Source organism: Bacillus sp. SD088 (assembly GCF_017355205.1).
GTDB lineage: Bacteria > Bacillota > Bacilli > Bacillales > Bacillaceae_C > Lederbergia.
In genome coordinates this window covers 33,439-49,554 of record NZ_JADIJK010000026.1, presented here as the reverse complement: position 1 = coordinate 49,554, position 16,116 = coordinate 33,439, and the positions used below count along the sequence as shown (strand labels likewise).

The window sequence follows — 16,116 nt, the reverse complement described above, 5'->3', positions numbered from 1 at the left end:
GTTCACTTTATGACCATTCCTTCATCTAGTTCTCTTGCTTATGTTTCTCTACTATTTCCTTTACTTTCTTGGAAACTTGTTTCATTGTTTTTTCCGAATCTTGTTTGCCGAGATACATAAGGTCCATGATGTCAGTTACTTCTTTGCCTAGACCGGGAATTCGAGTTTGTTGATCTTCAATTCTCCCAATATCACGTGCATCGATAAGGTATGCAGGATGATCTGGAGTTTTCGCTTCATGGACTAGCTCATCAATTCCAGTTACAGATGGGATCGCATTTCCATTCTCCGTCTGGCGCACCTTTTGTCCCTCCTCCGAAGTGTAAAAGGACATAAATTTCATAGCTTCTTCTAGATGTTTTGATTCTTTGTTCACAGCCATGAATGCTACACCAATAGAAGTAGGTTCCATTTTATTTTCGGTATTAGTGGGCCAAGGAATGTAGTCAAATTCCAATGATTTATTTTCACTAAACATTGGTGTGAGCCATCTCCCAGCATTGATAAATCCAACTTGATTTGACATGAACATGGCATCGGCACCTTGCCCTTTTGGTAAAGAACCAGCATAGATAGCGTGATCATTTTGGATTAACCTTTCAAGATATGTGAAAACTTCTTGTGCTTTCTCGTTTTCTTCTAAAATATACTGCCCATTATCATCATAAAGTTGTCCACCATTGGACCATACCCAAGAAAAGAAAACCTCATTATTATTGTCTACTACAAAGCCCTTTTTACCAGCATCCCTAATTTTACCTGTTATTTTTTCGAAGGTGTCCCAATTCCAATTCCCTTCCTCGTATAAGTCTTGTGGTGTCTTTTCGATACCGGCATCCTCAAGAATTTTTTTATTGTAATACATTAGGTATGGATTTGCATCAACACTTACCCCATATATTTTTCCATCTAGTTCTGCCGGCCCCCACATTCCTTCTGAGAACTCCTCCGGTTTCACAAAACTTGAGGAGCTATCAAGGAAATCTGTTAAATCTGCAATAACTCCTGTTGAGATCAATTTTGAGATCGTTTCACTTCCAGCATAAAAAACATCATTTCCTTGACCACCCGACAATTGAGTTAATAGTTTTTGTTCATAATTGTCACTTGGAACAGGGATTAATTTCACTTTTATATTTGGATTTTGCTTTTCATATTCATCTAAAGCCCTTTGATACACCTTAATTTCTGCTGGATTTCCCCATGCAGACATAGTCAATTCAATTTTCTTTTCGTCATTAGAAGCTGATCCTGAGTTTGAGCCGGAACTACTACACCCAGTGACAAGCAACACAATCACGATTAGAAATGCAGCGAATTGCGATTTCCTTTTCAATAAGACGCCCCCTATGTTAATCATTGAATATAATTTTTAAAATAAAATGTCCTAGCAGTAAGTTTTCATTGTTGACATGTAACCACAGTATCGATAGTTATTTCCTCTTTCCATCAGAAAAATCTACTTTACCGTCTCCCCCCTTATCTTTCCCGCTAGAACATTTAGGCAGCTATCTTTCTCACATATGAATGATTGAACGAACTTTTTCCAAAGCTTATTCCTCTTCCTTTGTATACTGAGAGTTTGTTCACTCATTATATATATATGGATGAAAAATATAGAAAAGAACATAAGACAGCCAAACGCTTCTAGCTCACAATAAAACGAGAGGCCAATTCCCTGGATTTCTTCAACGTTCCACGAATTTTAATTTCTCCCAACAATATTTTCCTCCAACTGTTTAGCTCCAACAGAATATTTAGCGTAAAAAAACTACTGCATCGCAAATCTTACTCAAATATAGCTTTGGAGCAGCAGTTTATTTCCCCCTTCCCTTTACCACGCTATCACTGTACCTGACTGGGGGACTGTCCCCGAAGTGGTCAAATATCCTTTAGTATGGTAATATTATTGCAACAAACATGTTACCGGTTACATATTAATTGAGAGTTGTATTATTGTTTAAATATGGATAAAGACTTATTTGTAGAGGGGGAAATTTTATTGGCTACGATAAGAGATGTGGCAAGGTTGGCTAATGTATCTGTAGCAACTGTTTCAAGGGTAATTAATCAGAATGGTTATGTGCATAAGGATACGGAATCGAAAGTAAGAAAAAGTATGGAGCTGTTAAATTATAAACCTAATTCTGTTGCTAGGGCTTTAGCTAATAAACGGACGGATAGTTTGGCGTTAATAGTTCCTGATATAACGAATCCTTTCTTTCCTGAGTTAGCAAAAGCAATCGAAGATACCGCTAGAGGTTTTGGTTATAGTCTAATTCTCACTAGTCCTGAATTTAATGCTGATTCTAATAATAACTATCTGGAAAATCTCATTAATCGTTATATTGACGGCATCATCTGTTCATCTAGTGAAATTCCAGAAGCGGATATAACCCAATTACAAAAGGTAGGCATACCAATCGTTGCACTTGATAGAGCTGTGAATTCCAAAGGGATAACTTCTATAAGTGTGAATAATTATGATGGAGGAATGAAGGCGACCCAACACTTGCTATCTATAGGTTGCAAAAGAATTGCTCATATAAGTGGTCCACTCCATGTTAATACTTCCCTTGCAAGGTATAGAGGGTATGTCGATACACTGGACAGTGCCCAATTATTTGATCCATCTCTTATAAGGGAGGGAGACTTTACAATTGAAAGTGGAATTAATAATACATATGCTTTATTAGAAAAACATCCAGATATAGATGGTATCTTTACTGCTAATGATTTAATGGCTGTCGGTGCGCTTAAGGCTCTAATTCGTCTAGAAAAAAGGATTCCCGAGGATATTGCCTTAATTGGATTTGATGGGATCAGTCTCGGCACTGCGGTTGAACCTGAAATCAGCACTATCGCTCAATCAATCTATGAAATTGGCTCATTAGCTGTAAAAAAACTTATTAGTCAAATTAACAATAAACAGGATACCGAGGAATTATCTCAAGAGTTGGAAGTACAACTTGTCCAAAGAGCTACAACATTAAGAAAGGCATAATTAAGAAAAGCGCAACGCCGATGGACTCACATCCTGCGAGCCTCTCGGGTTAGGCGCTGAAACTGGACTACAATACTCCTTTACAAGCTAGGATTTTATAAATTCCTAAGCGAGAACGAAAGAGCAGGGCGCCTGTTTAGTGAAAGACATAGTGGGAGTTTTATTCGTCATTGAGATGGATTTTTCGCAGTCACGCTACTTTTCCTCGTCGTTTCATCATACTATTTTGACTCGGATAAAATGAACTCGGTTATAACTTTGCCGCTACCGGCGTTCTAAGTCCCAGAATCTCTGCTAAAAAACACGAAAAAGGCAACTCATTATCCATGTTGGGGAATGGTTGCCTTTGTTTTTCCTACATTTTAATGCTTGATTCTTTGGCCAGTTTTGTAAACAAGTCTTTAAAGATCACATCACGATTTACATGATGGGCATATCTTATAAAATGTCGGGATGAGTTAAAACTCCATGTTACTTGGTCAGTCAATATGGGACTGTGAACAATGTGAGTAAGAACAGCCTCTTCACTATTAAGAAGATAGGCGATTGCTGAAATATCCCAAATCACTTTTGAATAAGCATAATGATCCTCATGGTATTCTGCAAATCTTTTAGCTAAGAAATCGCCAATTTCTCCTTTGCCTACAACAAACTTTTCAATCTCTGAAAGAGTTGTAAGTAAATGAGATGTAACGCCCATACAAGGGATAAGTACTAGTGGAACTCCACAGTCAAATAGTATCTGTGTAGCTAATACATCCTGTTTCAAATTGAATTCTTTCGCATTCGACCAGTGAAACGCATGACCTCCCAACCATACAACTACGATCTTATCAATAATTTTCGGCTCAATTAATATCGCTGAGACCACATTTGTAATCGCTCCAATCGCTACTACATACAAGGGCTCGTCTTCTGTTGCTGACATGGCGCGTTCCACTATATCTAAAGCTGCCTCACTACGATATGGGTCATTTTTAGATTCTAGAAACCCCCTAGACCCTTTATAGACAAAGCCTTCTGAGGCTACATTTATACGCTTGAGTATTCTTAAGATCTCATCATAACTTTTCTCCATTCCATCTTCAGGTCCGGATGAGCGATTATTATGGAATGGCGCTGCATAAATCGCCTCCACATTCAATTTATCTTGTGATTGAAGTGCATACACAATAGCAAACTGATCATCAATTTCATTAAATGTATCTGTATCTAGAACCATACGAACTTTTGAATGTGGATCAGGAGCGGTTAATTTTTTTAATAAAATGTCTTCACTCACTTTTGGAAAACTCATTTTCACACTCTCCTTTAATGAATAAATTATTATAAGTCTCATAGTTAGATCGTGAAAACTTGCTGATTTCTTCATGACCATCCCTTAACCGTTTCTCCTGTTATGGGATGTTTTTCTACCAGGGTAACGATGTCCATATTTATACTTCCTAAAACAGTTACATTCTTCAAAAATAATCCTCCTTGATTTATGGAAATTGTTATTCTTTTGCTCCTGTATTTGAAATACCCTGAACAAAATATTTTTGCATTGGTAAAATGAGCAACACGGGTACAATTATACCTAAAACAGAAGCGGCGAACATTTCATTCTAAAATGTTGCATGTTCAGTAACAAAATCCCCCATTGCCACCTGAAGAACTTTATACTCTTTTGATTGTGTAACGATTAAAGGCCACATAAAGGATTCCCAAGAAAAAATAAAGACTAATAAACTTGCACTCACAGTCACCGGCTTACAGAGAGGCATGACAATCTTCCAATAAATTTTCCACCATGAGGCTCCATCAATTGTATTCTCCTTTGCAATTTGTTAATGTTTTTAATTTCCAGGAAAATTAATATGGATTGATATAATAAAGTGAGGTTTCAATCAGCATGGTTCTTCCATCCCCCACCTCGAAAGCCTTGAGGTGGGAGATGACAGTCTGTTAATGCGGGATAAATGAGATTGTCTACAATTGGCCAATCTTTTAATGCGAGCAAAGCCAATCATATATTGGTTGCAGATGGTGACGAAAATGGTCAAATGTGTTGAACCCAAAATCCACCCATAGTGGTTGACCATTTGTAAACTTGTAATATGTAGGATCATTCAACTCTTCTAAACTCATGTTTTTAATTAAGGTTTCAACCTTTTGATGAGTTTTTTCAAAATCATCTACAACTGCTTCCCACGAGAGATCCTTTAACTTCTGATAAGTATCAGCATTCATCTGATTGATTTGGCTCCAGTTATAGCCTGGTTCTGGTGTAATTGCCACCTCTCCCTTTTTTGCTTCCTCAATCCAACTGATTAATCTTTTTTCCCAAGCACCAAGGTGAGAGACAACGTCTTTTATGGACCATAATCCGATCACCCCGCCTTGTTCCCTCTTATTTGATGAAATAGAATGAACTAGACTGATCAATTCTTGGTAGGTTTCATCAATGAGTGATAATAGTTCGTGATGATTCATATGCATTTTTTTAGTTTCTTGAGCGAAACAGAGGGAATAGCCTGCCGGATCTGTCGTGTCAAATTCAATTGTTTTGTGAAATGTCAAACGCAGCGGTTTCACCTTTACTTCGTCTTTTCGTAAAGATTTATACAGTTCTAATATCTGATCTGTATTGATATAGTTTAAAATTGGCAAATTAGTAGGCAGCTCCTGCTGATTAACTCGATAAAAACTAATATCTACTTCCCCAGTACTCAGTAACAGCCATGTCGTTCCAACGTCATCTGAAAATTTTTGCACCACTTGAAATCCCAATTTACTAGTGTAAAAATCCTCAACACTATCACAATCTTCAGTACCTAAATTGAAGGTAAACTTACTAATCATAGTATGTATCAGCTCCTTTTTTCTAGTATATCAAATTCAATACGCTTATTCTGTCCCTTTCCGGACCCTGGTAGCTTTCAACTGATTTAAACCTCACTGTCTTTTCTATATTCCGCTTCTTCTTCAACTAATGTTACTTGACAAACACATCATCTAGTCCTCCCATTTAGGTCGCGTCTCATATCTTGTTCATTTCATATAAATAAATTGAATAGGAAGTATGTGACTCACATACTCTTTGTAAAATGGATGATTAAAAGCAGCTCCTAAAAATCGCGATATATCTTTAACGCTTTATCAGAGCGGGGGCCTGTCCCCGTATGTTATACTTAAATTTACCGTTATAATGAAGGAGTGGATGCAATTGGTAAAGAGTTTGCCTGCACGCGCAGAAGTGAAGGTGGAAGAGACTTGGAATTTAGGGGATTTGTTTGAGAGTGAAGAGGCTTATGAACGAGCAGTAGCAGCGGCAGTAAAGGAAGCGGATACATTCACGGATGCTTATAAAGGAACGATTCAAGATGCGGATTCTGCCATTGAGGCACTGGAGGCTTATCAAAGGTTGCAAGAACAGTTAATCCCTATTAGGACTTATACTTCCCTGTCAGTAAGCGAGGATCAAACAAATGATCAAGCGCAAATGCGCAGTGGTAAGTTTGGTTCGTTGGCAGCTAAGATCGCAAGCCAAACGTCGTTTGTCATGAGTGAATTATCGGAGCTGTCTACTGAGACATTGCAGCAAGCAAGTCAACAATCTGAGGACTTTTCTACCTTATTGGAAAAAACGATCAAGGAAAAGCCGTACCAACTTGATCCAGAGGTTGAGAAAACTCTAGCGGCATTTTCTTCTACCTTCCAAGCACCTTATAGTCTATACAATACGACAAAATTAGTAGATATGCAGTTTCCAGATTTCAGTGTGGACGGTCAAAACTATCCACTCAGTTATGGGTCATTCGAAGGAAGCTGGGAATCAGAAGCTGATACCGCCAAAAGACGCAGCGCTTTTGATGCCTTTTCTGCTAAATTACGAGACTATCAGCATACAACGGCCAAGACATACGATATGCATTTACAGGCAGAAAAAACAACCTCAGACCTTAGAGGCTACAATTCTGTAATCGATTATCTATTAATGAGACAAGATGTCGATCGCTCAATGTACCATCGTCAAATTGATGTGATTATGGAAGAGTTGGCCCCTCATATGAGAAGATATGCAAAGCTTTTACAAAAAATATATCAACTGGAGCAAATGACATTCGCTGACTTAAAAACCCCTGTTGATCCAACTTATGAACCAACTGTCACGATAGAAAAATCGAAAGAGTATATAGACGACGCACTAGCCATTATGGGGGAAGATTACATCCATATGGTCAACCGAGCCTATTCAGAACGCTGGATTGATTTCGCCCAAAACACTGGGAAATCAACCGGGGCATTCTGTTCCAGTCCTTATGGGAAGCATCCCTATATCTTGATTTCCTGGACAGGAAGCATGGAGGATGTATTTGTCCTCGCCCATGAACTCGGTCATGCAGGACATTTTTACAATGCACACCAACATCAAAATTCATTTACCGCTAGACCGTCGATGTATTTTATCGAGGCACCATCGACTATGAACGAAATGCTGATGGCTAATCATCTACTAGCGAACTCAGATGATCCTCGCTTTAAACGGTGGGTACTATCTTCGATTATTTCACGAACGTATTACCATAATTTCGTGACACACCTTCTCGAAGCAGCCTACCAACGAAAAGTATATGATTTAATCGACGAAGGTGGGAATGTGAACGCAACAATCTTAAATGATTTAAAACGAGGCGTTCTAGAAGAATTTTGGGGTGACGCGGTCGTTATTAACGAAGGAGCCGAGCTAACATGGATGCGTCAGCCCCATTATTACATGGGATTATATCCTTACACATACAGCGCTGGTTTGACCATATCTACGGAAATGGCGAAGCGTGTACTAAATGAGGGAAAACCGGCAGTCAATGATTGGCTCTCCGTCTTACAAGCCGGTGGCTCCAAAAATCCAGCAGAACTTGCTAAAATGGCCGGGATCGACATCACGACGGACAAGCCTCTGCGCGATACCATTGCTTATATCGGAGAATTGATTGACCAGATTGAGCAACTTACAGAAGAAATCGGCTGATTGCCATTCTTACATCAGTCAATGGGGACTTCATTCACCCATTGACTCTTTGCTTTATTTTTTGATAAATTCGCCTGAAGTTTCCCCTTTTCGCTTCCTATAGCGTCAATATTTCCACTCCTCACAGCGGCCCAAAAATAAGATTATTCTACAATATCTTTTGCAGGTGAATCCTTTTTTAACCTAAAATCATATCTGTGTTCATTTTCATATTTCGGATCTATGTAACTAGATTTCGCATCACTTTTCGAAGCATTCTTGAATTCAGGAAAAGACGTGTATTCTTCCTCTTTCCATACCCAGATACCCGTTTTTCCTTTTTCTTTATGGAATACATTCTTTTGTAGTTTATTTGCTTGATTGCTTGTAAAATAGTTGGCGATCAATAAGCGAGATGGTCCAGCCGTTACAATATTTCTTTCGATTACATTGTTTTTTGTATCATGCTGTAATAAAAGCTGTCCACCATCTAGCCCCTTCGTATCATTTCGATAAAGGATATTTTGAGAGATTGTAGAATGGATTGTGCCTCCCCGTTTTTCATCATAGCCGCCAATGGATATTCCCGTGTAAAAATTGTTATAAATAATATTGTCTCTAATGTTAATATGTTCGGCATATTTTCCCGAATGTTCAGAAGTTGCTTCAATTCCGATATCGCAGTTATAGATAGTATTCTTTTCGATGATTATATTTTTTCCACCATCTACGTAAATTCCGCCAGCAGAATAATCCTTCCCATAGGCTGGGTTTCCATATGAGGATATTTCATGGACTTTATTATCTTTCACAACTCCATTTCTTACATAGTCATTTTTCTTATTCGTAGACGTGCCTTCATATCCAATTAGATCAATCCCAATATTATCGTTACGACGAACAAGGTTATTTTTCACCTTAAACCCATCAATATTTCCATTAAGGACAAGAGATTCACTAAAACCAAGTTGCAAATCTTCCACAATATTATTCAGAATATTTATGTCTTTCATTGGTCCAGTTCCATATACAGCGATCCCATGACCATTTCCATCATCTGCATGGGTTTTAATTCGCTGGACATGATTATTTTCTAATGTAATATGACTGCTAGAGCCCGTTACGTAAAGCCCCATTACCGTTTCATCTGTTAGGTCGGTCGTTAAGTCCTGAATTGTTAACCCGCTAATCGTAATATAGTTTTTATTATTGATCGTAACTAAGGAAGTATCCCCTTCAACATCTTTTAGACTTTTTCCACTAAGGACAACTTTATCGTTTTTGTAGGCTTTAAAAGTAATTGGTTTCGCTTTTGTCCCACTATGCTTCACAACAAACTTTTCATGATAGGTCCCTTTGCGAATGAAGACTGTCGTCCCCGCTTTAGCTTCTGCAGAGGCTTTTGCCAATGTGCGAAATGGATTTGATTTTGTGCCATCATATTGGTCACTTCCATTGACAGCTACATAAATAGAATGAACTTGTCCGGCTTTCGTATTATGGAAGATAAAAATACTCATAATCGTAACTGTTGCCAAGAGAATAAAAATTAATTTTCTCATTTCATCATCCCTTCTTGCTATAATTCATCATACACTGAAGTGAACGAAAAAACGATTCCTTATTTAGTATTCTCGAATAGTCTCATGAAATTAGGTATACTAGACTTCACATCTTTTTTATGAAATCTTTAAAGACTTACAATGAGGGTGAGGGATACTAAATGAATCTACATAACTTCGAGAAGTCTATTAATCAGGTTATTATTGACAGAGGCTATGATTATTATCTGAATGGACATGTTACGGAAACATCGTTCAATGGGGTTGATGAATATCACTTTTTAGTTGAAGGTAGTGAAGATTATAACGTCATAGTAACGCTAGGATCAAATGATGATATCCTATTTTCACAATGTGATTGTCCCTTTGATTTTGGACCTATTTGCAAACATCAGGTAGCCGCCTATTTTGAATTGATAGAGTCAAATAACGCTAATAGTCACGTTATGACCCATCAACCAAAATTAAAGGACGTATTAAACGATCTCTCCAAAGAGGAGTTAATTACGATTATTGAAGAAATAACCCAGGACAACTCACTTATCACCAACAAGCTAATATTGAAATACGCCAATGGTGGAGATGCACAAGATGTGCCACAATGTCGGAGAGTTATTCGAGCGATTGTTAACAAATATACTGGCCGACAAGGGTTTATTCCGTATAGAGATACGTCTGACTTTGCTCATGAAATGGGAGAAGTTTTAGATAAGGCTAATGCTACTGATCAAATCTCCCTTTCTTTCGATATTGCCTCTCTAGTCTTGATTGAAGCAATGGAAGCTTTCCAATATGCCGATGATTCAGACGGCATGATCGGTTTCCTAGTTAATCAAGCTATTAATCAAATCGAGGAAATTGCCATATCTTGCAAGTATGCAGATATTGAACTACAGAAAGAAATTTTTGATAACATCATTCATCTTAGTGAACATGTTGTGTTTAATGGATGGGATGATTTCAAAATTGCTTTGCTTAATATAGGCGTAGTGTTTGCTGATACGGAAGCACTACGAAACAGACTCACAGAAATTATCAAAACTAATCTAAATGAAAAAACGGACGATGAATATTTAACAGAAGCGTTACTTAATATTCTATTTGATCTGGTTCAGAAATATGGCACGGCAGAAGAAGCAAACCAATTTTTACAAAACCATCTTCACTATCCATCGTTTAGAAAAAGCTTAATTGAACAGTATTTGCAAAAAAACAAGTTTGAAAAAGCAATAGCACTCGCCTTAGATGGAGAGAAGCAGGATCAGAAGTATGCAGGATTAATCCAAGATTGGAATAAACTCCGTTACAAAGCATACAAAGAACTTCGCTGGAAAGAAGAACAGGAAAAATTGGCAAAAGAATTATTATTGAAGGGAAATTTCGAATATTACTGGGAGTTAAAAGAGTTAACAAAAAAGGAGACAAAAGAGTTTTACCAAGAATTAAAGAATGAAGTAAAAGAGACGAGCGGATGGCGGATGAACTCGCTCTATCAGCAACTCATTGAAGCTGAAAATGATTTGGAGGCGATCTTGGAATATGTGAAGGAACACCCAAGAAGTATTGAAAAATATGAAAATATACTGAGCAGCAAATTTCCTGAACAGGTCATTGAAGTGTACGCACAATATATCGAAATGGAAGCGGAAATGGCGTCCAACCGAAAAGCCTATCGAAGGGTTTGTTATAAACTGAAAGACTATAAAAAAGTGGCAGGTGGTAAAAAACAGGAAGAGTTAAAAAATAAATTGCGTACTCTTTATATAAGAAGACCAGCGTTTATTGATGAACTCGGGAAAATCTAGACGGATTTCCCCCTGTTTCGTTCTAAATCGAACAGGTATTCTTGATAATAGGCTATAGGCAACTCTTTATATAAAATCAAGTAAGAGGCTATCCCAAAAGTCGAAAATCGCCAAAAAGGCTCCCTTTCTTCAGGGGTAGCTTCAGCCTCCCAGCTTCGCTGTGGGGTCTTCAGCTAATGCTATTCCCGCAGGCGTGTCGCCGTTTTTGGCGATTTTCTTAGCGTTTGAAAAAGAAGGAGGAATTATATCAATTGATATGCTTTACTTGGATTTAGGTTTTCTCTTGTGTTTAGCAGCCTCCTTTCCGTCACTTCTAGCTTTTTTAACAGTTCCACCTGTCCCTCCAAAAGCGATCTATACAATGGGTCCATTAGTGGCATGAATTTAGATGGCAAAAATTCTTTTATGTGAATCCATTAGAAGTTTCACCACAGACTTGTGAGGTAAGAAAAGATCATGAACATGTAAGGCTGTAAGGCAACCATGGTTTGGTTGTGCCTGTTGTCCTCCTAATATAGCAAGATTGATTGCTTCAGTTGGACATTATATCTATTCTCAAAAAGAAAACGATTTATTCGTTCATTTATATATGGGAAATGAAACAAGCTTTACAATCCATGACAAACAAGTACTCCTTACACAAAAAACGAATTATCCTTAGATGGAGATGTGCCTATTGAGGTTTCGCCTGAAGTAGAGGACACATTTACGCTTGCTTTTCGTATTCCAGGTTGGGTAGGTCGTGGAACAATGGTAAAGTGAATGGCGAAGTGATTGACCATGTACCATTCATGAAAAATGGGTATGTATTCCTGGAACGAACATGGGCTTCCAATGATCTAGTCGAATTATCATTCCCAATGAAAATTGAACGAATCCAGGCAAATCCAAAGGTTCGTCATAATGTAGGAAAGGTTGCACTACGTCGAAGGCCATTAGTATATTGTTTAGAAGAAGTGGATAACGGTTCGAATTTACCTGGAATTATCTTGCCGAGAAACTCAGAATTAAATGCTGAGTATAAAGAGGATCTTCTTGGAGGCATTGTCGTCCTAACGGGTGAGGCTATGAGAATGGACGAAGCTGAGTGGAAAAACACACTTTATCGCCCTATAGTGGACAAAACAAAATCAATACAAATGAAGGCAATTCCATATTATGCATGGTGTAATCGTGAACCTGGCGAAATGTTAGTCTGGATTAATGAATGATGAAATAAGGTCAAAGGGCATTGATACCTCAGCGTTTGAATATATAATGATTGCTTTCAAAACAACTAATTACTACCCTTTTAGTAAACAAATCAGCTTGGCACATTGCCAAGCTGGTTTGTTTACTTTGTTTACTAAGAATCCTGTTGATTTTCCAGGCTCCCTTTCAAATTAACTAAAATAAGAACCTAAGTCCACCTAAAAAAACAGCAAATAATCTGTTTCTTAGATGCCAAAAATAGAATTGGAACCTGTTCTTTTTTAAACAAATGGTTTTGTTTAAAAATTATTTTTCTAGTATTATCCTTTATTTCCACCCGTGATACTGATACCTTGGATAAAATACCTTTGACCAAAGAAAAAGATAACAATTGCAGGCAAAATCATGATTGTCGAGCCAGCCATCATTAAGTTCCAATCAGAGGAATACGACCCTCTTAATTGTAATAGTCCCAGGGCCAATGTGTATTTGGATTCGTCATTCAGATAAATGAGTGGTCCGAAAAAGTCATTCCACACACCCATAAAAGTGAAAAAGCCAATTACCAATAATGCTGGTTTCACAAGTGGGAGCATAATTTTTGTAAAAATTTGGAAGTAATTAGCGCCGTCTAAAATGGCCGCTTCATCTAATTCTTTAGGAATGTTCAAGAAAAATTGACGCATTAGGAAAATATTAAATCCCCCTCCGCCAAAAAATGCCGGAAATACTAAAGGCCAAAAAGTACCGACTCCTCCAATCTCTGACCACATCAAAAAAGTTGGAATCATGGTTACGGCAGCGGGTAACATCATCGTCCCAATAATGATCGCAAACCAGATATCTCTCCCCGGAAATCTTAATCTTGCGAAAGCATACCCACACATACAACAGGTAGATACAGTCCCGATTAAAACGGGAATCATAATAATCATCGTGTTCTTAAAATATAAACCAAAATCTATAATGTCAAAGACATCCTTATAATTATGCCATTGAAAAATTTCCGGTAAGAGTTTCGGTGGGAAAATAAAGATCTCGGTTGTGGTCATCAACGAGCTCCGAAGCAACCATAAAAAAGGGATAAACGAGATAACCGCTCCAATCACCAATAGAACAAAAGCAGGATATTTCTTTATTCTATTTAACATATTATTTTCCACCTCCATAGTAAACCCATGATTTCGAGCTTCTAAATATTAGTAATGTGAAAAAGCCGATGATCACAAACAAAATCCATGCGAGTGCACTTGCATAGCCAAAATCATTTTGTTGGAAAGCGGTTCGATAAATTAATAAAACGTAAAACAAAGTAGAATTATTAGGCCCACCTTCTGTCATAATGTATGCTTGTGTAAAGGCTTGAAATGAACCAATCAGTCCCATGATTAAATTAAAAAATATAATAGGAGTTAACGAGGGGATGGTGACATACCGCAGCTTATGCCACCCATTTCCCCCATCAATTTCCACTGCTTCATGTAAATCTTTTGGAACATCTTGTAAACCAGCCAAAAAGATTAACGCAGTCCCCCCTAATCCCCACACACTCATTAATATAAGTGAAGGAATAGCTGTTTTCTCATCATAAATCCACATCGATGTCGGCAAATGAAGGAATTTTAAAATTGTATTAAACAAACCAAAGTCCGGATTAAAAAGCCATACCCACAAAATATTAGAGGCCACTGCAGGGACAAGAACAGGCAAATAATATATCGTCCTGAAAAACGCCTGTCCTTTCACCTTCATATTCATCAATAAAGCTACAAATAAAGCAGCAATTAGAGTGAAAAAAGTACTCCCAAAGGCGAAATAGAATGTGACAATAATAGATTTTTTAAAAAAGATATCATTGACGAAAATTTCATAAAAGTTATCTAGACCAACCCAATTAAAAGATCCAAGTGCCGTCCAATCAGTAAAACTTAAGACTAGGCTGGCAATCAATGGAAAAACTGTCCAAATTAGAATGCCTAGAATAGCCGGCAAGGCAAACACATATCCAACAATGGCTTCCTGTTTTTTAATACTCATGAATTTTTTTTTTCGTTTGGAAGGCTTGATTTTAGATACCGCTACTGTTTCATTCTCCAATTTCAAGAAAATCACCGTCCCCTTCATTCTTCACAACATGGCACGAGAAAAATGATTATTCGTATTCTGCATACTCGTATTTATCGCCAAATTCACCTTTCAACTTCGGTAAAATATCGTTAAGAATCACATCTTTGGCAGACTTTTGATTATTCCAGATTTGATCTAAGCCAGGATTAATAATCGTTGATGCCTTCGAGCGATCACCCCAATAGTAGTTCGGATTTTGGACAACATGATTCAATCCCCAATCAATAACAGCTTCTTTATATTCTTCTGGATGGATCTCTGTATCGGTCCATTTTTTTATCAATTCTTCATCCGTATACCACGATTCCTCATTTGGCATCCACAGCCCCCCTTGAATCAATGGCAAACTATTTTCAGGATCCATAATGAATGTCAAGAATGTCTTTGTTTCCTCCCAATGTTCATTTGTAGTATCGGTATTAAAGACGACTATCGGCGTTCCGGTCGTCAGTGTGACCGCCCTTTTCATCTTCGGTAAAACTCCAATTCCTAAATCCAATGATTTTTCTTTCTTTGCTTTTCCAAGTTCTTGCATTGCCCATTGGCCATCTATATTCATCGCTACCCTACCAGTCAATAATGCCGTATCTGTTGAAGGAAGGGTTGATAATTGGGAAGGCTTTGGCATAACGTTTTCAACATACATTAAATCTTGAATTGCTTGTAATGCATCAATGGTATTCTTACTCCCTAGCAAAATAGTTTTACCATCTTCAGAAATGATACCGCCTTCATTAAGCAGTAAAAAGTTTTCATAGAAATAAGTGAAATTACTTACACCATATGTTTCAATATTTTTTGGATCAAATCCTGATTCACCTGGGTGATTTCCCTTGCGGTCCACTGTAAACTTCCGTGCAACTTCGATAAATTCTTCCCACGTCCAGGCATCTTCTGCTTTTGTAGGAGGATATTCCACACCTTGTTCATCAAAAAATTCCTTATTGTAATAGATGTTATTCGTCTCGTTCGCAACACTTGATCCACCGATTGGTCCATCTTCTTCAAATTGAAAAATCGAATAAGACAGTTTGTTTCCAATCTCACCAGATTCATATAGCTCAGAAACATCCTTAATTCGGCCATTTTCTAGCCATGCCGGTAAGCTACCTTCTGGAAAATAACCGAAATCGGGCAATTTGTTAGAGGCAGCCTGTGATGTCAGTTTTTCAATGTAGCCCTCGTTAACCTGCTGTGCTTTCACCTGAATATCGTCATGTTGTTCATTAAATGTTTTAATCAGCCCCTCAACCGATTCCTTTTCAAGCGGACCGCCCCAATACGTCATTGTCAACGAAACATCCCCTTTTTTTCCCGCCGTTTCCGATCCACTACATCCCACAATGAATGAAACCAATAGCGCAGCTACCACAACCAAAAAGAACTGTCGGATAAATCTCATCAATTACTCCCCCTGTTAAACAAATTTATACT

The 16,116-nt window shown here is 37.8% G+C and carries 12 protein-coding genes; 4 read left to right on the top strand and 8 right to left on the bottom strand.

Annotated elements, in window-relative coordinates:
* Nucleotides 1-25: 25 nt before the first annotated feature.
* Complete coding sequence (locus IPU53_RS19585; protein ID WP_242698442.1) at nt 26-1,336, bottom strand: ABC transporter substrate-binding protein; 1,311 nt, start codon at nt 1,334-1,336, stop codon at nt 26-28.
* A gap of 666 nt (nt 1,337-2,002) precedes the next feature.
* Here IPU53_RS19585 and IPU53_RS19580 point away from each other — a divergent pair.
* Entirely contained in the window at nt 2,003-3,004 is a 1,002-nt protein-coding gene (locus tag IPU53_RS19580) for a LacI family DNA-binding transcriptional regulator (protein ID WP_242698441.1), read from the top strand.
* A gap of 355 nt (nt 3,005-3,359) precedes the next feature.
* Here IPU53_RS19580 and IPU53_RS19575 read toward each other — a convergent pair whose 3' ends face one another.
* From IPU53_RS19575 to IPU53_RS19565, 3 genes are all read right to left on the bottom strand, one after another.
* Nucleotides 3,360-4,301 (bottom strand): nucleoside hydrolase, encoded by a 942-nt coding sequence (locus IPU53_RS19575; RefSeq protein ID WP_207452679.1) that lies wholly within the window; start codon nt 4,299-4,301, stop codon nt 3,360-3,362.
* A 310-nt stretch (nt 4,302-4,611) separates the two neighbouring features.
* Nucleotides 4,612-4,812, bottom strand: a complete 201-nt coding sequence (locus IPU53_RS25075) for an ABC transporter permease subunit (RefSeq protein WP_313886537.1) — start codon at nt 4,810-4,812, stop codon at nt 4,612-4,614.
* Between the two features lie 181 nt (nt 4,813-4,993).
* Nucleotides 4,994-5,848, bottom strand: coding sequence for a ClbS/DfsB family four-helix bundle protein (locus tag IPU53_RS19565; RefSeq protein ID WP_207452678.1), 855 nt, complete (start codon nt 5,846-5,848; stop codon nt 4,994-4,996).
* A 364-nt stretch (nt 5,849-6,212) separates the two neighbouring features.
* Between IPU53_RS19565 and pepF the strand changes: the two genes are divergently transcribed.
* Nucleotides 6,213-8,018 carry an oligoendopeptidase F gene (gene pepF, locus IPU53_RS19560; protein WP_242698439.1) on the top strand — a complete coding sequence of 602 codons (1,806 nt, stop codon included), beginning with the start codon at nt 6,213-6,215 and terminating at the stop codon, nt 8,016-8,018.
* Nucleotides 8,019-8,161: 143 nt separating this feature from the next.
* On the opposite strand, the gene IPU53_RS19555 is transcribed toward pepF, so the two are convergent.
* Nucleotides 8,162-9,559, bottom strand: coding sequence for a right-handed parallel beta-helix repeat-containing protein (locus IPU53_RS19555; protein ID WP_207452676.1), 1,398 nt, complete (start codon nt 9,557-9,559; stop codon nt 8,162-8,164).
* A 161-nt stretch (nt 9,560-9,720) separates the two neighbouring features.
* Here IPU53_RS19555 and IPU53_RS19550 point away from each other — a divergent pair, with 161 nt between their 5' ends.
* Nucleotides 9,721-11,364, top strand: a complete 1,644-nt coding sequence (locus IPU53_RS19550) for an SWIM zinc finger family protein (protein WP_207452675.1) — start codon at nt 9,721-9,723, stop codon at nt 11,362-11,364.
* A gap of 758 nt (nt 11,365-12,122) precedes the next feature.
* Nucleotides 12,123-12,575, top strand: a complete 453-nt coding sequence (locus IPU53_RS25330) for a beta-L-arabinofuranosidase domain-containing protein (protein ID WP_207452674.1) — start codon at nt 12,123-12,125, stop codon at nt 12,573-12,575.
* A gap of 300 nt (nt 12,576-12,875) precedes the next feature.
* Here IPU53_RS25330 and IPU53_RS19535 read toward each other — a convergent pair whose 3' ends face one another.
* From IPU53_RS19535 to IPU53_RS19525, 3 genes are all read right to left on the bottom strand, one after another.
* A complete protein-coding gene (locus IPU53_RS19535) occupies nt 12,876-13,706 on the bottom strand; it encodes a carbohydrate ABC transporter permease (protein ID WP_242698438.1) in 831 nt (276 codons plus the stop codon).
* A 1-nt stretch (nt 13,707) separates the two neighbouring features.
* Nucleotides 13,708-14,592 carry a carbohydrate ABC transporter permease gene (locus tag IPU53_RS19530; RefSeq protein ID WP_207452709.1) on the bottom strand — a complete coding sequence of 295 codons (885 nt, stop codon included), beginning with the start codon at nt 14,590-14,592 and terminating at the stop codon, nt 13,708-13,710.
* A 115-nt stretch (nt 14,593-14,707) separates the two neighbouring features.
* Complete coding sequence (locus IPU53_RS19525; protein WP_207452672.1) at nt 14,708-16,084, bottom strand: ABC transporter substrate-binding protein; 1,377 nt, start codon at nt 16,082-16,084, stop codon at nt 14,708-14,710.
* Between the last annotated feature and the right edge of the window lie 32 nt (nt 16,085-16,116).

What these genes read in the sequence shown, in the direction of transcription:
- IPU53_RS19575 (WP_207452679.1), bottom strand. Translation starts at nt 4,301, where the DNA reads ATGAGTTTTCCAAAAGTGAGTGAAGACATTTTATTAAAAAAATTAACC.
- IPU53_RS19565 (WP_207452678.1), bottom strand. Translation starts at nt 5,848, where the DNA reads ATGATTAGTAAGTTTACCTTCAATTTAGGTACTGAAGATTGTGATAGT.
- IPU53_RS19555 (WP_207452676.1), bottom strand. Translation starts at nt 9,559, where the DNA reads ATGAGAAAATTAATTTTTATTCTCTTGGCAACAGTTACGATTATGAGT.
- IPU53_RS19550 (WP_207452675.1), top strand. Translation starts at nt 9,721, where the DNA reads ATGAATCTACATAACTTCGAGAAGTCTATTAATCAGGTTATTATTGAC.
- IPU53_RS19535 (WP_242698438.1), bottom strand. Translation starts at nt 13,706, where the DNA reads ATGTTAAATAGAATAAAGAAATATCCTGCTTTTGTTCTATTGGTGATT.
- IPU53_RS19530 (WP_207452709.1), bottom strand. Translation starts at nt 14,592, where the DNA reads ATGAGTATTAAAAAACAGGAAGCCATTGTTGGATATGTGTTTGCCTTG.
- IPU53_RS19525 (WP_207452672.1), bottom strand. Translation starts at nt 16,084, where the DNA reads ATGAGATTTATCCGACAGTTCTTTTTGGTTGTGGTAGCTGCGCTATTG.